The 21,589-nt window shown below is 44.0% G+C and carries 18 protein-coding genes and 3 tRNA genes; all 21 read right to left on the bottom strand.

Annotation, left to right across the window (positions count from 1 at the left end; translation table 11 throughout):
• Position 1 precedes the first annotated feature (1 nt).
• Entirely contained in the window at positions 2-2,110 is a 2,109-nt protein-coding gene (gene tadA, locus MUF05_00120) for a Flp pilus assembly complex ATPase component TadA (protein MCU0665498.1), read from the bottom strand.
• A 1-nt stretch (position 2,111) separates the two neighbouring features.
• The gene (locus MUF05_00125; protein MCU0665499.1) at positions 2,112-2,486 is read right to left on the bottom strand and encodes a response regulator; all 375 of its coding nucleotides are present in this window, start codon (positions 2,484-2,486) and stop codon (positions 2,112-2,114) included.
• Between the two features lie 64 nt (positions 2,487-2,550).
• Complete coding sequence (locus tag MUF05_00130; protein MCU0665500.1) at positions 2,551-3,414, bottom strand: hypothetical protein; 864 nt, start codon at positions 3,412-3,414, stop codon at positions 2,551-2,553.
• Between the two features lie 69 nt (positions 3,415-3,483).
• Complete coding sequence (locus MUF05_00135; GenBank protein MCU0665501.1) at positions 3,484-4,041, bottom strand: TMEM165/GDT1 family protein; 558 nt, start codon at positions 4,039-4,041, stop codon at positions 3,484-3,486.
• A 3-nt stretch (positions 4,042-4,044) separates the two neighbouring features.
• Positions 4,045-7,248: a carbamoyl-phosphate synthase large subunit gene (carB, locus tag MUF05_00140; protein MCU0665502.1), complete on the bottom strand. Its 3,204-nt coding sequence runs from the start codon at positions 7,246-7,248 to the stop codon at positions 4,045-4,047.
• A gap of 98 nt (positions 7,249-7,346) precedes the next feature.
• Positions 7,347-7,661, bottom strand: coding sequence for a zinc ribbon domain-containing protein (locus MUF05_00145; protein MCU0665503.1), 315 nt, complete (start codon positions 7,659-7,661; stop codon positions 7,347-7,349).
• Positions 7,662-7,723: 62 nt separating this feature from the next.
• Complete coding sequence (locus MUF05_00150) at positions 7,724-8,107, bottom strand: peptide chain release factor-like protein (GenBank protein MCU0665504.1); 384 nt, start codon at positions 8,105-8,107, stop codon at positions 7,724-7,726.
• A 187-nt stretch (positions 8,108-8,294) separates the two neighbouring features.
• Complete coding sequence (locus MUF05_00155; GenBank protein ID MCU0665505.1) at positions 8,295-9,389, bottom strand: glycosyltransferase family 39 protein; 1,095 nt, start codon at positions 9,387-9,389, stop codon at positions 8,295-8,297.
• Positions 9,390-9,407: 18 nt separating this feature from the next.
• Positions 9,408-10,928: an SDR family oxidoreductase gene (locus tag MUF05_00160; GenBank protein ID MCU0665506.1), complete on the bottom strand. Its 1,521-nt coding sequence runs from the start codon at positions 10,926-10,928 to the stop codon at positions 9,408-9,410.
• An 8-nt stretch (positions 10,929-10,936) separates the two neighbouring features.
• On the bottom strand, positions 10,937-11,431 hold the full coding sequence (locus MUF05_00165) for a YajQ family cyclic di-GMP-binding protein (GenBank protein ID MCU0665507.1): 495 nt from the start codon (positions 11,429-11,431) through the stop codon (positions 10,937-10,939).
• 145 nt (positions 11,432-11,576) lie between these two features.
• Positions 11,577-12,554 (bottom strand): ADP-glyceromanno-heptose 6-epimerase, encoded by a 978-nt coding sequence (gene rfaD / locus MUF05_00170; GenBank protein MCU0665508.1) that lies wholly within the window; start codon positions 12,552-12,554, stop codon positions 11,577-11,579.
• A 64-nt stretch (positions 12,555-12,618) separates the two neighbouring features.
• Positions 12,619-13,617 (bottom strand): hypothetical protein, encoded by a 999-nt coding sequence (locus tag MUF05_00175; protein MCU0665509.1) that lies wholly within the window; start codon positions 13,615-13,617, stop codon positions 12,619-12,621.
• Position 13,618: 1 nt separating this feature from the next.
• Positions 13,619-14,875, bottom strand: coding sequence for a [FeFe] hydrogenase H-cluster maturation GTPase HydF (gene hydF, locus MUF05_00180; protein ID MCU0665510.1), 1,257 nt, complete (start codon positions 14,873-14,875; stop codon positions 13,619-13,621).
• Positions 14,859-16,247, bottom strand: a complete 1,389-nt coding sequence (locus MUF05_00185) for an aspartate ammonia-lyase (GenBank protein MCU0665511.1) — start codon at positions 16,245-16,247, stop codon at positions 14,859-14,861. The genes hydF and MUF05_00185 overlap by 17 nt, the downstream gene beginning before the upstream one ends.
• An 8-nt stretch (positions 16,248-16,255) precedes the next feature.
• Positions 16,256-17,764, bottom strand: coding sequence for a [FeFe] hydrogenase H-cluster radical SAM maturase HydG (gene hydG, locus MUF05_00190; GenBank protein MCU0665512.1), 1,509 nt, complete (start codon positions 17,762-17,764; stop codon positions 16,256-16,258).
• A 4-nt stretch (positions 17,765-17,768) separates the two neighbouring features.
• Entirely contained in the window at positions 17,769-18,017 is a 249-nt protein-coding gene (locus MUF05_00195) for an iron-only hydrogenase system regulator (protein ID MCU0665513.1), read from the bottom strand.
• A gap of 424 nt (positions 18,018-18,441) precedes the next feature.
• Positions 18,442-18,527: transfer RNA gene (locus MUF05_00200), tRNA-Ser, on the bottom strand.
• Positions 18,528-20,537: an alpha-glucan family phosphorylase gene (gene glgP / locus MUF05_00205; protein ID MCU0665514.1), complete on the bottom strand. Its 2,010-nt coding sequence runs from the start codon at positions 20,535-20,537 to the stop codon at positions 18,528-18,530. It lies immediately after the preceding tRNA gene.
• Between the two features lie 78 nt (positions 20,538-20,615).
• Positions 20,616-20,702, bottom strand: a tRNA-Ser gene (locus MUF05_00210).
• 16 nt (positions 20,703-20,718) lie between these two features.
• Positions 20,719-21,003 (bottom strand): hypothetical protein, encoded by a 285-nt coding sequence (locus MUF05_00215; protein MCU0665515.1) that lies wholly within the window; start codon positions 21,001-21,003, stop codon positions 20,719-20,721.
• 328 nt (positions 21,004-21,331) lie between these two features.
• Positions 21,332-21,419 (bottom strand) — tRNA-Ser (locus MUF05_00220).
• Positions 21,420-21,589: the final 170 nt, after the last annotated feature.

A 21,589-nucleotide genomic window follows, 5' to 3' on the forward strand; every position in this document is an offset into this window, starting at 1 on the left:
CTTATGCCTCTTTCCTTCTTAAAAGCATCTTTACACGCGCCAAGATTTTATCCGCATCAAAAGGCTTAGTAATATAATCATCTGCTCCGAAATCAAGCCCGGCGATTTCGCTTTCCTTATCCTGGCGCGCGGTCAAAATTATTACTGGAACAGAAGCAGTCTGAAGACTGGAACGCAATTTCTTCACCGCTTCAAAACCGTTTACCTTAGGCATTGTTACATCAGAAATAATTAAATCCGGCTTTTGCTTGTACGCTAACTCCACAAGCTCGCCCCCGTCGCGAGCCATGTCCACTTCGTATCCGGCAGCCAAGAGCCTTCTTTGCAAGACCTGCAAAATATCTTCTTCATCATCAGCAATCAAAATCTTAAAGACCTGCCCGGTTTTCTTGGATTTCTGCGACAACTGCTCCTCTTGGCTTATTCCGACTACCTTGATTACTTCTTCTAAAGTCGTAACCCCATCAGCTACTTTCTGCATCCCGGATTTTAACAAAGGCACCATACCGCTATTTTTTGCCTCCTGAAACAGGCTGTCCTCATTGACTTTCTGACTTATTAACTGTTTTAACCTATCATTGATAATAACTAACTCAAATATTCCGGTGCGGCCCAAATAACCGGAAAAAGCGCATTTTTCACATCCCTTGCCCCTATAAAATTTCGTGATGTTTAATTCCTGAATATAAGGCATTAATTTTTCCTTGATATCAGCAAGCGGCGCATCTTCGGTTTTACAATGAGGACAGATAATCCTGATCAAACGCTGTGCGATGATTATATTTAACGATGAAGCTATGATATACGGCTGCAGGCCTATATCTAAAAGCCGGGTCACAGTAGCTATGGCGCTATTAGTGTGCACTGTAGAAAAAACCTGATGGCCGGTCAATGCCGAACGAAAGGCGATATCCGCGGTATCGCGGTCGCGGATCTCTCCGACCATAATCACATTAGGATCTTGGCGCAGGATATTCCTTAGTCCATTGGCAAAAGTGACATCCTTGGCAAGATTAACCTGCATTTGATTGACCCCGTCAATAAGGTACTCAATGGGATCTTCTATGGTAATAATATTCTTGGCCTCGGTCTTGACAAAATTCAAGGCCGCGTAAATAGTCGTGGTCTTTCCAGAGCCTGTCGGCCCAGTGACTAAATTCATTCCTTGCGGTTTCTTAAGCGTTTCTTTTAACATCTGAACTTCTCTTGTGGAAAGCCCAATTTGATCTAAAGGTTTTCTTGCTTCCTGCGGATCCAATATCCTGATCGCGATAGACTCTCCGTAAAAAGCAGGCAAAATCGAAACCCTAAGATCGATCTGTCTATTACCTAAAGTAACCTTGATCCTACCGTCTTGGGGCTTGCGGCTCTCCGCAATATCAAGATGCGCGAGGATCTTGATCCTGGCAGATAACGACAAATGAAAATTAATCGGGATCTCAAGTATATTCCTCAAGTCGCCATCCACGCGATAGCGAATAATAGAAATCTTTTCTTTAGGCTCTATGTGGATATCTGAGGCGCGCGCCTTGATGGCGTCGGATAAAATAATATTAGCAAGTCTTATTGCCGGAGAATTCTCGTATTTTACAGACACATCAGAATAATCTTCAGGAACACTGTCCTGAATAAGCTGCAGCTGCTCGGATTCATGAAAATTTTTCAATATGTCATATACCGAATCATCCGAATTATAATGCGTGTCTATTAATTTTGTTATTTGACTTCTAGCAGCAAAAACAAGCTGCAATTTAACTGCGGGAACGGCCATTTTTATGTCATCGATAGCCAGCACATCCTGCGGGTCGCTTATTGCCAAGGCTAAATTATCATTTTCTTTGCGCAAAGGAAAAACCCCGTGCCTGCGGGCAATCGCATAGGGAAGAAGCTTTGTTGCGGCTGGATCGATTTTTTCCTGGGAAATATCTATTATCGGAAGCTTAAAAAATCTCGATGATGCGGCAAGGATATTTTCTTCGCTTATAAAACCCATCTCCACTAATAATTCCTGTATGGGTTTCTTAGCGCCGATCTGCTTGGTCTTAGCGTCGTTTAATTGACTAGCGGTGATAAGATTTTCGTTGAGCAAGAATTCCGCTAAATTGGGCATACTATGCGGTATTTTTACCTAAAACTTCCCTTATAATGCCAAGAAGCGATTCCCAATCATAAGGTTTTTCAACATAAACCTCTGCGCCTTCTTGTTTGGCGATATCCTTGTATTGCGGATCAGACATACCGGATAATATAACAACCGGGATACTCATCGTCTGCGAAGAGAGCTTAAGATTTTTTAAGACAGATATCCCACCGCCTGAAGGGATCATAAGGTCCAGAATGATCAAATCCGGCCTTTCTTTAATGCTGGAAGAAAGCCCTTGATAAGCATCCAAGGCTGCCAAAACTTGGAAGCCCGCAGCGTGCAGCCTTTTGGATAAAACAGCATTTACATCAACTTCATCTTCAATGATCAGGATTTTAGCCATATAAATAAGGGTTATGTTTGTTTATCTAATTATATCTTTTACAATAAGTTAAGCAATAAATATTTTACCTAGAAAATTTCCTCTTACGAACAACCCCACTAGCGCGTTTCTGCCACGGCGGCCTGTTGCTTGTTGTGCCTTCGCGCTTTACCCATGGCTTGCTTGCTGGAGCGCCTGCACTTTCGCTTCTTTGCCACGGCCTGCGCGCGCCCTCTTTCTTTTGCCACGGCTTAACCGGGCCTTCGCGTTTCTGCCAAAGGCCGGTTTTATCTTCGGATTTCTGCCAAGGCGGGCGGCTTGTTGCGCCTTCGCGTTTTTGCCACGGGGGCCTGTTGCTTGTTGTGCCTTCGCGTTTTTGCCACGGGGGCCTGTTGCTTGTTGTGCCTTCGCGTTTTTGCCACGGCCGCGCCTGTCCTTCAGGCGGCTTTTCTCCTCGATTTTTCTCCCACGGTTTAGAATATGGCGCCTTCTTGCGCCAACGCATGGGATTTTCTTTAAATTTCCTTTCGGGCATAGGTCCGGTAATTCCTGATTCGGCCCGGCGCATCATAAAACTGCGGGTGCGCCTGCCTTTCTTATATTCACCTGTTCTTTCAAAAGTAAACGCCTTAGGATGCAACTCTTTATGCTCTGGGCGTTGGTATTCGTGATGCGGCTTCTTTTCTTTCGGAACTTCTCTTTCCGGCTTCTTAGGCAATGCCGGCATGACATTTATGGCTCTTCCTAAAATTTCTTTTCCGTTTAACGCCTCAATTGCCCTGCGCGCCTCTTCGTCGTCGGGCATCTCCACAAAACCAAATCCCCGCGAGTGCTTGCCTTTTTTGTCCATCACAATCACAATGGAAGAAACTTTTCCATGCGCCATAAATTCCTGATAGACATCTGTCTCTTTCGCGTCAAATGATAAATTCCCTACAAAAATATTCATTTTATACCTGTCCTTTCAATATGCTGCCGCAGAAAGCGGCATACTTTGCCTTCAAATAGGCAAAGGTACCTAAAAACAATTTAATATTCCCATAATCCCAAACAATATAAAAATAACTGCACTTATCCACTTAATTGTCTTCTCCGGAATATGCTTGCGCATCACAACTCCGACGATAATACCAAAGGCATCTGCAATGAGCATGCCACATGTGGTGCCCATAAGAACACCAAGCATGTTCTGATATTTAATTGCCAAACTGATTGTGGCTAACTGCGTTTTATCCCCCATCTCTGCAAGGAAAAACGCGATTGCCACTGTGACAACCGGACCAAACTTACTTTTTTTCTTATCTTCGCCATGCAATTCATCGCCACGCAAAGTCCACAGGCCAAAGATAATAAATGAAAAGGAAGCTAAAAAAGAAATAACCCCCATGGGGATAACAGTAGTTAAAAAACGCCCTGTTATTACCGCCAAGGAATGGTTGAGAATGGTGGCGATAAAGACCGCGAGTAATACTTTGCCAGCGTTATAGCGCGCGGCAAAGGCCATTGCCAAAAGCTGGGTTTTATCTCCGGTCTCAGCCAAAACCACAAAAATCAAAGAACTTATAAAAGCTGTCATATTTTACAGGCTGTGATATTCCTGTAAAGCCTTTGGGGCAAGGCACCCCCTTAGCGCTTCTTCAATTGCTTCAATACTTGCCCGCGCTGCGGCCATGGTAGTAATATAAGGAATTTTAAGTTGAATAGCCATAATCCTTATATAACTATCGTCAAATTTGCTGTCTCTTCCGGCGGGAGTATTAATGACTGCCTGTATCTGGCTGTTTTTTATGGCGTCGGTAATATTGGGCCTGCCCTCATGAAGTTTTTTAATAAGCGTGTTTTCAATCCCATTCTTTTCCAAGAACGCGCTTGTACTTGTGGTGGAAAGAATATTAAACCCGGATTTCTTCAAACGCTTAGCAATATCCAGCAGCTCTGGTTTATCTTTATCATTTACCGTCAAAAGTATACTTCCTTTAAGGGGCAGTTTAAATCCGGCGGCTTCCTGCGCTTTGTAAAACGCGGCGCCAAAAGTATCAGCCATGCCCATGACTTCTCCGGTTGCTTTCATTTCCGGGCCCAATACAGGATCAACCTCCGGAAACATGTTAAATGGAAACACTGCTTCTTTTACTCCAGTCCAGGTGATCTTGCGCTTCTTTAGCAATTCCGGAAAATCTTTGAGTTTCTTTCCCAGCATAAGATCTGTGGCAATGCGCGCGATGCGATACCCGGTAACTTTTGCTACCAAAGGCACTGTGCGCGAAGCGCGCGGGTTTGCCTCTAAAATATAAACTTTATCATTGCAGATTGCGTATTGAATATTCATCAAACCCACCACTCCCAAAGTCAAAGCTATTTTATCGGTGTAATCGCGGATGATCTTTAAATGCTCTTCTTTGATCGTGCGCGGAGGAATAGCGCAGGCAGAATCTCCCGAATGAACGCCGGCGTATTCAATATGCTCCATTACTGCCGCAACAAAAGTCTCTTTCCCGTCGCAAAGAGCGTCCACTTCTGTTTCAAGCGCGTTATCTAGAAAACGATCTATTAACATGGGATATTCGGGTCTGACTTGTATTGCTTCAGTAGCGTATTTAGTAAGCATTTGCTGGTCGTAAATTATCTGCATACCACGGCCACCCAAGACAAACGACGGCCTGACCATCAAAGGATAACCAATGCGCCCGGCAATGGCAACTGCCTCATCTAAGGAACGCGCAGTGCCGCTTTCCGGTTGCGGAATATCAAGCTCAATCATTTTCTGACGGAAAAGCTCTCTGTCCTCGGCAAAAGCAATACTTTCCGGAGTGGTGCCTAAGATCTTTACGCCGGATTCTTTTAATTCCTGCGCAATATTAAGCGGAGTCTGTCCCCCGAATTGCACAATCACCCCTTCTGGCTTTTCTTTTTCATAAATTGCCAAAACATCTTCCACAGTCAAAGGCTCAAAATAAAGTTTATTAGAAGTGTCATAATCCGTAGAAACTGTTTCCGGGTTGCAATTGATCATTATAGATTCATACCCAGCGTCGCGAAGGGCAAACGCCGCGTGCACACAGGTGTAATCAAATTCAATGCCCTGTCCAATGCGGTTTGGCCCACCGCCTAAGATCATGATCTTTTTATTTTTGGATACCTCTACTTCGTCTTTTCCGGGGCTGTAAGTAGAATAATAATAGGCAGCATCTTCAACACCACTTACCGGGACTTTTTCATAGCGCACGTGTTTGCCTAATTTCAGACGACGCTGGCGCACAATTTTTTCTTTGATATTATAAAGCTTGGCGATGTAGCGGTCAGAAAAACCCCATTCTTTGGCTTTTATCAAATCGCTATCGGGTAACTTCTCCCATGCAGAAGAAAGAAGTTTTTCTTCAAATTCCACAAGCTCTTTCATCTCTTTGATAAACCATTCTCCGATGTGAGTCATGGAATATAATTCCTCAACGCTTATGCCTTTTCGTAAGGCCTCATACATAAGAAAAACACGCTGGCTTGAAGGCATAGCAAGGCGCGACTTTAATTCAGTAAGCGAAAGGTCCTTAAAATTATTGGCGCCTCCTAAGCCATATCTACCAATTTCTAAAGAGCGGATAGATTTCTGAAATGCCTCTTTAAAAGTCTTCCCGATACTCATTACCTCGCCCACGGCCTTCATCTGGGTGCCTAAAACATCTTTGGCCTTAGGGAACTTCTCAAAAGCCCAACGCGAGAATTTTATGACCACATAATCTCCGCTTGGAGTGTATTTTTCTAGTGTCCCGTCGCGCCAATAAGGGATCTCGTCCAGATTAAATCCCGCGGCTAGCCTCGTAGAAACCATAGCAATAGGAAATCCGGTTGCCTTAGAGGCCAAAGCTGACGAACGCGAAGTGCGCGGATTAATCTCAATGACCACTAGGCGCCCGTCTTTTTTATTATGCGCGAATTGTATGTTTGTCCCACCCACAACTCCGATAGCATCAACGATCTTGTAAGAGAGTTCCTGCATCTTTTTCTGCAATGCTTGCGGCACGGTCAACATAGGAGCTACACAGAAACTATCCCCTGTATGTACCCCCATAGCGTCAATATTTTCAATAAAACAAACCGTTATTTTTTGATTTTTCTGGTCGCGCACCACTTCAAGCTCAAGCTCTTCCCAGCCGATCACTGCTTCTTCAATTAATACCTGATGCACTAAACTTAAGTTCAAGCCGCGCTGGGCAACAACCTGAAGCTCCTCCACATTATAAACGATCCCGCTTCCTGTGCCGCCCATAGTGTATGCCGGGCGCACTACAACCGGATAGGAAAGTTTCTCGGCGATTTTCTGCGCCTCTTCCACGCTTAAGGCAATCTCTGAGCGAGGAACAGGAATCCCCAAATTTTTCATAGTCTCTTTAAAAACTTCCCTGTCCTCGCCGCGCTCAATGGCATCGGCTTTAACCCCGATAACTTCTACACCGTATTTCTTTAATACTCCGGATTTAGAAAGGCTTGAGGCAAGGTTCAATCCAGTCTGACCGCCTAGATTTGGCAATAAGGCGTCGGGTTTTTCTTTGGCGATGATTTTCTCTAGACATTCCGGGGTCAAAGGCTCAATATAAGTCTTATCCGCCATTTCCGGATCAGTCATGATGGTGGCCGGATTAGAGTTAACTAAAACTATTTCGTAACCGGCTTTTTTCAAGGCCTTGCAGGCTTGGGTGCCGGAATAATCAAATTCGCACGCCTGTCCGATAATTATTGGCCCAGAACCAATGATCAATACTTTCTTGATGTCCGAACGCCGCGGCATAAAATTCCCTCCTTGCCTAGAAAAGGCACACCGGCGCAATTCAAATAAGCGCCGGGTGTTGCCTAATAATTACACACCTGGCCGACCGGGGTGCATATCTACATCCCTATTTCTTTAAACATTATTTTATAATAAGACTCTATTGATTTGAACGCCTGAACCGACAAAACCCATAGAATATAAGATATAACTGCGACAATAACAGTGACGATGATTTTATTTCTTTGGCTTATCCTGGGATTTAGCCACAATAGCGGCAAGGCAAGAGGGCCCACGCATAAAAAAGCGGTAACCAATATTGAAGTCTTAAGATACCAAGGCACCTGCGGCTTTTCCTCCAGCATACTGCCGCAATGCTTGCATTTTATAGCTTCATCTTGAATTTCTTCCGCGCAAAACGGGCATTTTTTCATGGCTACTCCACCCCTGTGGAGTCTTAAAGACTATACATAAAACCCCTGCTAATGTCAAGCGCTTACTCGTTGCTATCTCGGACCTTGGCGCGCAGGGATTTCTTCTGTGAATGCCTGCGTTTTGCCTCTAAAACCTTTAGTTTCGCCTGGCGCGATCTCTTACGCTTTTGCCTGCGGATTTTCTCAATGCGTTTTTTCTCTTCGGAAAGCTCGCCCAAAACTTGGGATTCAATTTTCTTTAACAAAATCCTGCGGGCGAGAAAGCGATTTTGAGCTTGCGAGCGTTCTTGCTGGCATTTAACTTCAATACCAGTTGGGATATGACGCAAGAAAACACAAGTAGCGACTTTATTCACATTCTGACCGCCGGGGCCTTGAGCGCGGATAAATTTCTCTTCCAAGTCACTCTCCCGCACCCCCAACCGCGCCATCATTTCTTTTATCATATTGTAGACGCTTTAGCTAACCTCATGCAACACAAATAATTACAAAACAATTCCGGGTGACGATTTATTAACACCTTAAGCTTATATCTAATTTATTATACCTTTGCCTATCTCACCTTGGCACAAGCGATGTTCTCCTTACACATTATATCCCCCTCATATTGTTTTAACAACTATTTATGCCGGCTTAATAGAGCCTGCCTGCGAGCATAAAATATATGCCGAAGGCACAGAGCATAACTGCGCAGAAAACATAAAAAACATAAAGCAGTAACCGAAAACGACAAGCGCAGGCAATGGCAATGAAACAGGGAAAAATCACACTTAAGAACCTGCCCATAGATTGCAAACTGGTTAAAACAGGCGTGATGATCAGACAAAAAGCAAACAACGCATACCCGGCCTTTAAATAGCGCAGGACATTCCTCAGTGAAAAAATAAAAAAAAGCGTTAAGATAACGTAGAAAAGATAAAGAATGGCCTTGTCATCGGCCAGAAAATTACTAAAGGCATAATTCAAGCGGCTGAAGTTAAACAGGCCCCTTTCCCAGGCTAGTTCAGTAGAACGCAGCATAAATAAAGGATTTGTCCCGAACCTCATCCAAAGATAACCCATATAAAATAAAAACCCCAGCGGAATAATCAAAAGGCAGTAAAAATTTGCCCTTATCCTTCTGCGGTCAAACTCAATCTTTTCCAGATAACGCAGGATCAAAGCCGGCAACAGGAAAAGCCCGACAGCCCTGCTGGCAGAGCAAAACATCGCGGATAAAGCCGCCTTACCCCAGTTGTCTCTTTCCGCATAATAAAAACTTAATACTGCCAAAAGCAGGAATAATGATTCAGCGTAAGCGGTAGAATAAAAAAATGAAAAAGGGAAAAGCGCCAACAGCAAGGTAGAATCCCAGGCCGCGCGTTCACCAAATTGCTGCTGCACAAGTTTATATAGAAAAACCAGCGCCAGTAAAAAACAGGCATTTGAGATTATAACTGCGGTAAGCGCAAGGTTATGAAAAAAGAGATTAAAAAAGAAAACCAGCATGGGGTATAGCGGGAAGAAAACAATATTCGAGCGGCCCGAGGGAACATAGGAGTAGCCGTTTTCTACGATAGAGAAATACCACCCGCTATCAGCCCGCGCCCAATGTCGCAGCCATGCATCCAGGCTCAAGGGCGCTCCTAAATTATGCATACTGCAGGCAAATGCGGCATAAACTGCCGATAGCAAAAGTATCCGGCTGATAAGAAAAATAAATAAAGGTGCGGCCTGTTTTCTATTCATCGCTCCTACAGCCCCCTATCACCAATCAATGGGAAAATAATCTTTTAAAAACTTTCCGCACCAATGTTCACCACTTAAGATTCCGTGAAAAAATGGATCGCACGCCCTTGCCGCTCCGTCCACAATATCTAACGGCGGCTGGAAATCATGTTTTTCTTTTTTGTAAGCAGCCAATGCTGCCGGGTCCTCATCAGTCACCCATCCTGTATCCACCGCATTCATAAAAATTCCATATTTTGCCAAATCACCGGAAGAAGTGTGCGTCAACATATTTAAGGCGGCCTTGGCCATATTCGTATGCGGGTGGCGCGAATCTTTTTCAAAGCGGAAAAATTTCCCCTCCATCGCCGAAACATTCACAATATGTTTGCATCCGGTATTATCGCGTTTCATCATATTGGATAATTTATTACACAAAACAAATGGCGCGATAGAATTAACTAACTGCAGCTCCAGCATCTCGGCGGTAGGAACTTCGCCCAAACGCAAACGCCAGCTATTAACCTTACGCAAATCCACCTGCTGTAAATCCGCATCAAGCTTCCCAACAGGGAAAACTTCTTCCACCGCCAAACCCTGATCATAGGAATAAGGTATTTGCGAAAGTTTCGCCGAGGCGCGCAATCCCACACCGGTTATTTTCCCGTCCCAAGCTACAGGAAGGTTGGATTCTTTTGGCGCATCAAGCCTGCTTTTGCATTCTTCAAAATGCGCCAAAGGCATTCGCGTTCTTTCAGGTAAATCTTGAAAATTTAAATTCTCATTTTGCATAAGATGCGCGTAAAATCCCGGCGGCCGGCGCACAGTCTGGGCGGCGTTATTGATTAAAATATCAAGCCGGTCATATTTTTGTTGAATATAAGAGCAAAAAAGCTCAACACTTGGGATGTGGCGCAAGTCTAATCCATAAATATGCAAACGATCTGCCCACTTAGCGTAATCCTCTTCTTTGGAAAATCTTAAAGCCGAATCAATGGGAAATCTAGTTGTGGCAACAACCTTAGCCCCTGCGCGAAGCATCATCAATGTTGCCTGATAACCGATCTTTAAGCGCGAACCAGTGATTAAAGCAGTCTTCCCCTCAAGAGGCGCGGTCTGAAACCTTTTTTGATAATTAAATTCCGCGCAAGATGGGCACATAGAATCATAGAAAAAATGCAGTTTTTTATATTCGGCTTTGCAGATATAACAATTCCGGGGAGATTTTAATTCGCTAAAGTGTTTCGGATCAATATTTTCTTGAGTAATTATTTTTGGCGCGCTAAAAACAGCTTCTTCTCTGGCCTTGCGGATGCCGGTATTTGCCCGGGCAAAGCGTTCCAACTTCAGCACCCTTTGAGTCTTGGCTTGCTTAATATCCTTATTGCGCTTCTTAATCTCATTTCTGTCTGGATAAGCTAAACGACCAGCGGCTTTCATCAAAGCAACACGTTGCTGCTGGGAAAGAAGCATCAATTGCGAGCTGTCTTGGGCTAGAGCCTGAACGAATGCTATGTTCGCTGATATTTCTTCTTGAGTAAGATTATTTTTCTTACGCATTAACATTCTTAACGATAATTTCCAAAAGCTAACGGCAGGGAAAAATCAAGAGTCCTTAAGTGCGCGATAACTTGCTGTAAATCATCTTTTTTAGCTGAGGATACCTTTATTTTCTCGCCTTCAATTTGGGTTTGCACTTTTAGGCCCAAATTCTTAATGATCGTATTTAACTCTTTTGCTCTCTCCTTATCAATACCCATATTGATTTCTACTTTCTGACGTAAATAACCCTCGAAAGCTTTTTCCGGGTCATTAAATTTCAGAGACTTTAATGATATCCCGCGCTTGGCCATACGAGTAACCAGCATATCGGTAAGCGCCCGAAGTTTAAAATCATTATCCGCAACTAAAGTAACCAGTTTTTCCTTACGGTCAAAGACAATCGAGGCCTTACTGTCCTTAAAATCATACCTCTGGGCAAGCTCTTTGGTTGCCTGATTCACCGCGTTATCCATTTCCTGCAAGTCAACTTCCGAAACAATATCAAAAGAAAAATTCGCCATGTTTAGTTTTCCTCTCTAATCATACCCGGATTTTATTTGTAAATCATTATCCCACATCGGTTTAGCTAAAGCGTCTACTGAACTAGAAAAGGCGGTTCTCATTCTTCCGTTATCAGGAATCACAGAGCCGCCTGTCTTGCTCAACCTATAGATAAGTTTTTTTGTCCAGATAAGAAGTATAATCTTTTATTGCTTCTTCAAGTGAAGTGAATTTATGTTTACACCCGCAGGCGCTTAATTTATCCATCTTGGCTTGAGTATAATATTGATACTGCCCCTTTATTTCAGGCGGCATTTCAATATATTCTATTTTTGGGGATTTTCCTAAAGACGAGAACATGGAAAGCGCCACATCGTTCCAACTGCGCGCTTTTCCGGTACCTAAGTTATAAATTCCTGTCTTATCTAGATTCTTATAAAAATAATACATGACTTCAACAGCGTCTTTGACGTAAATAAAATCCCTTTTCTGCTCACCGTCTTTATAACCTTCGCAATAAGATTTAAAAAGCCGCATTGACTTGCCCTCTTTTAATTCATCAAAACGCTTGCAGATAACACTCATCATCTCTTTTTTATGGTATTCATTTGGGCCAAAGACATTGAAAAACTTTAATCCCACAGCTTTCTTAAGTAGATCATTCCGCAACAGCCACAGATCAAAGAGGTGTTTGGTGTAACCGTAAATATTAAGCGGCTGTAAACCTGACAAAGATTTTTCGGCATCATCATAGCCTAAACAGCCGTCTCCGTAAGTCGCTGCTGATGAAGCATAAATAAACTTGGCCTTATGAGAGAACGCCCACAAAGCAAGCCGCTTGGAATATTCGTAGTTGTTTTTTAAAAAATAAGAGGCGTCATTAAGGATAGTTGAACTGCAGGCGCCCATGTGAACAACTGTTTTTATTTCAGGCAGTTTCCCAGACTCTAAAATATCCAGAAAATCATTCTTCTGGATATAATCAATAAACTTCTTTCCGGAAAGATTCTTCCACTTATCGCCTGAATCAAGGTTATCCACAACGATAATATCGCTTACTCCCTGCTGGTTAAGCTTCCACAAGAAGCAACTTCCGATGAATCCTGCCCCGCCGGTTAAAATAGTGATTTCTCTCTTAGCCATAATTGAATATTATACTATAAGTTACACAAGAAATAAAGGGGGCAATTCCATTAAAGCGCCCCTTTTACCATCTCCACCCCGCGCCAATAAGCACAGCCTTTTCTTTCTTTTCCGCAAGAAGGCGCAAATAAATCTGCCCGTTTCCTTTAAAAATATCACGCGACAGTTCTAACTCAGCGCATATTTTCTTATTCAAGCTGTTCCTAAGCTTAAATGATACTGTGCCTTTATCTCTAAGCTTGGCCTCTGCGCCAAAAACAATTTCCTGTATTTTCCTTTCGCCGCAGCGCACTTCAAAAACCAAACCTATGTCTTCCTTTATCTTCCATTGGCCAAACAGAGTAACTACGCGCTTGAGCGGATTATTCTTGCGCGATAGTACGATACCCAATTCATATTTAATAAATCCGTCTTTAAACAAGCCTGCGCTTATACGAAAATCAAATGCCGAGCCTGAATCCGCGTCTAAAACATAAGATAATCTCGCCTTATCTTTGATGTCCCAATACCCTTTAAAAATAAGAGTATGGATATCTTTGTTTCTGCGAACCAGATTCTTTCTTTGATAAGAATAGATGATCTGGTATTTTTCATTTATTTCCCATGCTCCTTGAAAAACCAGAATATCAGATTCGCCTTGCCCCTTATCTACTTCAAAAGTAAGCCGGTTGCGCTTATCCACCTGCCAGCAGCCGGAAAGCTCTAAGGTATAAAGCGAAGTCATGCCGTTTTTTGTATGAGTGGTAACCGCAAAAAGAAGCGAATTACTTTTGACATCCAGTATTTCACCCTGCAAGGTCAACTGCTGGCCAAAAGTTTCCCTTTTTGACTGGTCCAAGGTAAGGCGCAGCTTGTGATCTTCTGTTAAAGACCAGATACCTTTTAATTTCAGTTGATGCGGGGATTTTACTCCTTTAGGAACAGGATATTTTACATGGTAAGATAAAATATTTTGGCTGGATATCTTGAATTGCCCGTCTAAAACCTTTCTTGATCCGCGCAAGGCGCTGTTCTTAACCGTTATCCTATTATACGGGTCAAGCTCATATCTTATTTTTTCCATATTACTTATTAGCTGTTATCTTCCCTGCGAGTTGGCTCTGGTAAGCGTCCAGGGCCGCAGGGAACGGCGAGAGCGTGCGCTTGATCACTCCCTGCACAACCGATACTGCCATGCCGTAATTAGTGATAGCCACGCCTGCCTCTTTGGCCTTCTGGATACGAAAAAGCATTTCCCTGCGAGTCAGCATGCAACCTCCGCAGTGAATGACTAATTTATACTCGCTTAAATTCTCCGGATAATCTTTTCCGGAAGAAACATCAATCTGGATATCCCCTCCTATATATTGGCGCAGCCACCTGGGGATCTTGACCCTGCCGATATCGTCCTCAATGGCGTGATGACTGCAGGCCTCGGAAATCAAAACCTTATCTTGGGGTTTAAGCTTTTCAATGACTGCCGCGCCGCGGGCAGCCTCAATCAAATCTCCTTTGTAACGGGAAAAGAGAATGGAAAAAGTCGTGCATTTAACATTAACCGGCGTATCGGCAACCATCTTCAACACCACTTGGGAATCACAGACCACAATATCTGGAGGATTTTTTAATTTATCAAGCACTGCGGCGTATTCCCTTTCCTTAACTACCACAACCCCTGAATCATTATCCAAGGCATCGCGGATTGCCTGCACCTGCGGCAAGATAAGCCTGCCCTTAGGCGCCTGTAAATCTATCGGAACGATCAAAACCGCCAATCCTGCGGCAGGAAGAAGGTCTCCAATTAAAGGCGGCGGATTCAGAAATTCATCCGGGCAGACATTAAGGATATGCTCTTTCAAGGCGTTCAGGTATTTATCGCGATTGGCAAGGTCCAGGCTGGAACAGGAAATAACCCGCGGCACTTTTATCCCGGAAAGAAATTCCTCATCAGGCGCTTTCAGATCAGTTTTATTCACAACCGCGATAAGCGGAATTTTTCTTTTTTGGGCCTCTTCAACAACCTGATTCTCATAAGCGTCCCAGTTTCCCGCTTCTGTTAAAAGCACAATCACATCCGAACGGTCAAAGACCTTGCGGGTTTTCTTAAGCCTTGCCTCGCCCAGAAGCGAGCTGTCATCAAGCCCGGCAGTATCCAGAAACACAACTGGCCCCACCGGCAATAATTCCATTGTTTTTTCCACCACATCGGTAGTAGTTCCGGCGATAGAAGATGTGATAGCAATATCCTGCCCGGCAACCAGGTTCAGGAAACTTGATTTGCCGACATTAGTCCTGCCGAAGATACCAATATGCAAACGCAGTGATTTAGGAGTTTTTTTCATCTTGTTTGTAGCCTAAAGAAATAAGGTTATACGGATCAAATACCTTATCTATCAATTGCTTCCCCAGTTTCTCCTCAAGAAACAAGCGCAGGTCTTCTTTCGCGGATTTTCTGAATTCATCAAGAAGCGCTTGCGCTCTATCGTAACCGATATAAGGCAATAAAGCGGTAACAATCGCCGGGCTTCTGTTAAAATACCAGAGGCATTTTTCCGGATTGGCGATTATCCCGGAGGCGTGCGCGGCAAATATACGGTTTGTATTGATTAAAACATCCAGCGACTCAAGCAATGCCTGAGCAATAGAGGGCATAAACTCATTTATCTGCAGGCTTCCTGAAGAACAGGATTGAGTGATAATAAGGTCATTAGCAATAACTTTCATCCCGGCTTGCGCAACTACTTCCAAGATCACCGGATTAATTTTCCCCGGCATAATTGAAGAGCCGGCTTGCGCTTTGGCTAGAGAAATCTCTCCCAAAAGATTCAACAAGCGCAGGTCATGGGAAATTTTTATTAAATTTGAAGCATGGGCTTTTAATATTCCGGAAACCTCCACAAAGCTATCGCTGTTGGCGGTCTGGTCAAGCACTGTCTCGCCTCTTGCCAAGCCAAGGCCGGTCGCCTGGCGCAGGGTTTCTATGACTAAGAAAATATAACTGCGCGGCGCGGTTAAACCTGTGCCTACCGCGGTCCCGCCGATATTAACCAAACGCAAGCGCTCTTCGCATTTAAAAGCCCTCCAGCGGTCGCGGGCAACAGCCTCGCTAAAGGCGCTAAATTCCAAACCCAAAGTTATGGGAACAGCTTCCTGTAATTCGGTCCGGCCGATTTTAACAACCTTAGCGAATTCCTTTTCTTTTTTCTGAAAAACTCCCTGAAGCCCGGCGATCTGTGCGCTTAATTCCCGGAATTTAAAGATAGCCGCAATCTTTAAAGCTGTAGGATATGTGTCGTTGGTAGATTGATTGAGATTAACGTCCTGGATCGGATTGACCAAAGTATAATCGCCAATTTTTCCGCCCAAGATTTCAATCGCGCGATTAGCCAAAACTTCGTTCACATTCATATTGGTAGATGTTCCGGAGCCGCCTTGCAAAGCATCAACCGGAAAGGATTCAATAAATTTCCCCTCTGCAATTTCATCGCAAGCCTGAATGATCGCGCCAGCTTTTTGATCATCCAGAAGTTTTAATTCGCGATTTGCCTGGGCGCAGGCTTTTTTCACCAGGCAATAAGCCTTGATCAAGGAAAAATTTACTTTTTGCCCGGTAAGCGGGAAATTCTCCAGCGCCCTTTGAGTATGGATTCCCCAATAAACACCTGAGGCGATTTTCATTTCACCAAGCGAATCTTTTTCTCTGCGATATTCCATATTCACCTTTAAAAACACAAGTCGCGCTCGCCGTTTTTTATCCGGCGGTGATATTCTTTAAAAGAATTTAAAATACTGGAAGAAAAATCAGCCGGCACCCTTTTTTCAATTTCGGCGATTTCACGGGCAATCAATCCTTCACCCATCTTCCTGGTATCATCGCTTGCAAAATCTTCCAGCCATTCCTGAAAAGTCAAAACCGCGTTCAATTTACACAAACACCCCTCTTTGCCGCTTTTTAACATACCCATAATATTATCCCCGGTTCTTCCGCAGCGGTAACCGGCAGTGCAAAAAGAAGTAATATATCCCATTGACGCCAGATCGCAGATCACCTCATCAAGCGAGCGGCTGTCGCCTAAAATAAACTGCTGGATATTTTCCTCCTGCGTGTCCCCGCGTTCGCTGTAGGCTCCGATACCGACTTTGGAAGAAGCATCACGCTGGGTGCACATGGCTATAACTTCCCGCATCACTGAAGGGTTTTCCCTGCAGGTAACAATCATTCCGGCATAAGGTATAGACAGCCTCAACACTGCGACTAATTTCTTAAAATCTTCATCGCTGACCAAGTACCCGGTATTTTTGACAAAAGGGGTATTTGCCGCCGGCTCAAGCCTGGGGAAAGACACGGTGTGCGGGCCAATACCAAAAAAACTTTCCAGGTCGCGGGCATGAGAAAGTAATCCCATTACTTCAAAGCGCCAATCATAAAGCCCAAACAGCGCTCCGATAGCCACATCATCAATTCCGGCTTCCATTGCCCGGTGCAAACTATAAAGCCGCCAGAGGTAATCGCCTTTTATGGTCTGCGCGGGATGCACCAGGCTATAAGTCTGGCGATGATAAGTCTCCTGAAAGATCTGGAAAGTCCCTATCCCCGCGGCTTTGACCTGTTTATAATCTGCGATACTCATAGAAGCGGCATTGACATTTACCCTGCGGATAGCCCCCTCGCCGCGGCGGGCCTTGACTTTTACCGCGTAAATCTGGCGCATTACTTCACAGATATAATCCGCTCCCGACGCAGGATGCTCACCAAAAACCACAATCAGCCTCTTATGCCCCAGATTTCCAGCAAGCACTTCTGCTTCTTTGCGCACTTCATCAAGGCTTAATCTCCTGCGCTTAATAACCTGATTCTCCCCGCGAAACCCGCAATAGGCGCAATTATTCACGCACAAGCTTGAGCAGTAAAGCGGCGCGAAAGTCACTATCCGGTTGTCGTAAACTTTTCTTTTGATGCGCGCGGCAGCCTGGAATATCTGTTCCCATAAATCTTGGCCTTGCACATTAAGCAAAGCCGCAGTTTCCGCCAACTCAAGTGTCTGAACATCCAAAGCTTTCTGGATAATATCCCGTATCTTGCCAGGGTCAACATTCCGCTTGGCTTCCAACAAACGCGCAATCTGCGGTTCGTCTATAAAACACCTGCCGCCTTTAAGATATTTGGCGTTCTCTTCTTCCCTGATCACTTCTTTCTTCCAATTCTTAGCTTGTTCCAGAATATTCTGCATATTTTTAAACCTTAGCCAGGGTACTTTTCACGGTCACGCTCTTAAACATCCCTAACTTTCCGGTCAGTGCTCCGATTTCATCAGTAGTACCGTCCACGATCAGAGTGATCACATTCACTTTGCGTTCATGATAAGGAAAGCCCATTCTGGCGATGATGATCTTGCCGAATTCAGTTAAGATTTGATTCACTTTAGGCGCTGCTTCTTCTCTTTTTTTGATGATAACTACTACCGCTCCCAAATGTTTTTCCATATCCATTCCTTTCTTTTGGTTACTAACAAATAAAAACCCCCGAGCCCTAAAAAAACAAAGCTGGGGGTAAAATTTTATTTTCATTACCCCCTCGGATTCAGAATACCTCCCTGTTCCTCAGGTATACCTTAATTATAGCACTAAAAGAAATATTGTAAAGCTTCCAGAAATAAAAATAAAAGGGCGTTTCTATTTCCCCATCATGAAACCATGTGAAATCATAGAGACGTCCCCCTGTTATTATAGGAATTAGATTCCGGTTCGGCAGAGCATTTATTTAAGGTACAGCGGCGCATTCGCTAGGATTACTCCGGTTCGGCAGAGCATTTATTTAAGGTACGGCGCCGCATTCGCTCACTCGGCTTATCGCCTCGTGATGCTCATTGCGGCATCCGTAAATTTTTTCTTTGTCAGAAAAAATTTACGGAGAGGGAGGGATTCGAACCCTCGGAGCCTTGCGACTCACGTGTTCTCCAGACACGCCCGTTACGACCGCTTCGGTACCTCTCCTTAATCTTTACGCTTCCAAATTTTCTCTTTATATTGATCCAGCATCCGGTAGGTATTGAAATACGCCCCCGCGCACAAGCAGTTTATCATCATATCGATCCAGGGCGAGGAAACATCGACCTGCCCTTTTTTATTGGTCGTATAATAAATCCGCGCCATTTCCCCAAGGGCATCATACAACTGACGAGAATCTTCATTCATCTTTAAATCATGTTCGTTGCCTATATCCGTACCGTTAAACCTATAACCGAAGATCTTGCCTATCCCCTTATCTTCAGCCTCTACCACCCATCCGTCAAGAGTGCTAACTTGAAGCACGCCGTTTAAAATCGCCTTCATGCCGCTTGTGCCGGATGCTTCAAAAGGCGGCAGCGGGTTATTAAGCCAAATATCCACGCTTGAAATCAATTTCTTGGCAATAGAAATCCCGTAATTCTCAAGCATAACAATTTTAAAAAGGTCATACGATCCGGAAAGCTGGTCTATTTTATCAAGCAGCTGATTAATATAGGTAAAACCCAGATTGTCTTTTGGATGAGCTTTCCCGGCGAGGATTACCTGCAAGGGGCCGAATTTCTTGGCGATATCAATAAGCGCCTGGGCGTCTTGAAGGATCATCCCCGGGCGTTTGTAAGAAGCGATCCTGCGCGCCCAGCAAATAGTTAAAACATCTTTATTAATCTTCCATTTCTCAAGCATATTACAGAAATCGGCTTTATTCTCCTGATGCGCCTGCCAGATATCAAAGCGGAAATTCATATCGCTGGCTAATTTCTTGGTTTTATCTAATCCCATGGGATTTGCCCTAACATCTCCAATGGATGAAGAATATTTCTCAAGAAGCGCCTTAAATCTATCCGACATCCAGGTGTGAGAATGCACGCCGTTTGTCACATATTGTACCTTATCCTTATAACGGGGAAACTGCAGATGCATGACTCTTTGATGGCTTAAGGCAACCGCGTTTACTGCCCGGGATGCGTTTATGGAAAGTAGCGTCAGGTTTACTGTATCGTTATTTTCTTTACCCAATGCCTCTATTAACGCGCAGTCTTCGCTCTTAAGAATCGCGCTTAGATCGCTCACAGGATAACGGTCATGCCCGGCGGCAACCGGAGTATGGCAGGTATAAACAAAATGCTGGGATAATTCTTTTATTCCGTCGGCAGGGACGCCGCGGGCCCTGCCCACAAAAGCAAATACCGCGTGGCCTTCATTCATATGATAGGTATTGATCTTATACTTTAATTCATCTACCGCAAGAGCCCCTCCCATACCTAATACGATCCTCTGCATAATTTGCGCGGTCAGGCTTTCGCTTCTATATAACTGGTCGGTCAAACGGCGAAAACTGCCTTCATTCTCCGGAACATCCGCGTCAAGAAGCACCAAAGGTATGACATAATCATGCTTATAGCTATAGACATAATATTTCCAAAGTTTCAAATATAGGTTGCAATTACGTAAAGACACAACAACTTTATTCTTTAGCGGAACTAGCCCCGGATACGAATGCGCGTGCCAATGCATTGCCTCGGGGAACTGGCCGTATTTAAAAAAGAACCTCTGGCGGAAATATCCGGTATTCCATAATATCCCCACTCCCACCGCCGGAAGATGATAATCCGCCATAGTCTTTAAAGTATCCCCTGCTAAAACCCCCAATCCTCCGCTATATATGGGAAGATCCTCCAGGGAATCCAGTTTCAAAGTGAAAAAATAATCTGCCAAGCGGTAATTGGAGAAAACTTCGTGCTCTGCGACTTTATTCCTGGAATCAGTTAAACGCACAGACTGGAACCTATTATAAAAACTTGTTGCCAGGCCGTATTCCATGGAAAAATAGGCCAGAGGATTTTCTTTCTCTGATCTTAGGCGCTTCTCGGCTTCTATAATAGAGCCTAGCGGAAACCCGAAATATTTACCGTCTTTTATATCAACGCTGTAAATATTATCAAAATCATCCACCTCTACCAATGATAGAAATTCTTCTAACTGCTTGTCTGGCATGTTTATACTAAACTCCTTTTTAACATTATAACACGTTATCTTATTTACGCTATATACTTAACTATGCAAAGGCTAAAACGGTGGGGCAGGGATTCGAACCCTGGGTGGACTTGCGCCCACAACAGTTTTCAAGACTGCCGCTTTCAACCGCTCAGCCACCCCACCAGAATTTCCTATAATCCTAACTATTCCAAAAGAAAATCAAGATCCCCAAGCCGCACAACACGCACACCGCTGCAAATATAATCTTGTGCCGCAAAAGCCAGTGATGAAAAACGTAAACATTCTTCTCTAAAGCGGGAAAGGAGATTTTTCTTATGCCGCCGACTTCTTTAGAGAGCCGGCTTTCTAATCTTTCATAATCCTCTGCCCTGAGAAGCAGAAAAAACGACCCGCCGATAAGAATAAAAAAACTCAATGATATCTGAAAAACTTTGAAAAGATTTACAATAACTTCATTGTCCATACATGCCCTCCTCGTAAAATAGTTTTAATCCCCGAATACTCAAACTTTTTAACATATAAAAATTAAGGTGCGGCGCCGAAACCAGTCTATCGCAGACACTACGCTCGCTACGGACCTTGTCGGGCCGTTTAACGTCTGCTAAGATACCAAAACCAGTGGTTTTAGTATCCGCCTTTTGCCGCCAGTGGCGACAACAAAATACTTAACTCGCTGCTGGCTTTGTCATTAAGGCACTGGTTCGCCAGAGGCTCACCAGTGCCGTTTTTTCTTTTTCTATATGTTTCGAGAAATTATCTTCAGATAATTTCTCGCACAAGGAAAGAAAAAACGGAGAGGGTGAGATTCGAACTCACGTGAGCCTTACGGCCCAACCGCTTTTCGAGAGCGGCCCGTTATGACCACTTCGGTACCTCTCCTTGAGCACAAGAATCTTTTATCTAGCGAAACTTCGCGAAGCGAAGTAAGAGCACAAGAATCTTTTATCTAGCGAAACTTCGCGAAGCGAAGTAAGAGCACAGTAAGAGCACAAGAATCTTTTATCCAGCGAAACTTCGCGAAGCGAAGTACGAGCACAAGAATCTTTTAT

This window comes from Candidatus Omnitrophota bacterium, from assembly GCA_025453395.1.
Classification (GTDB): domain Bacteria; phylum Omnitrophota; class Gorgyraeia; order Gygaellales; family Profunditerraquicolaceae; genus JAlOQK01.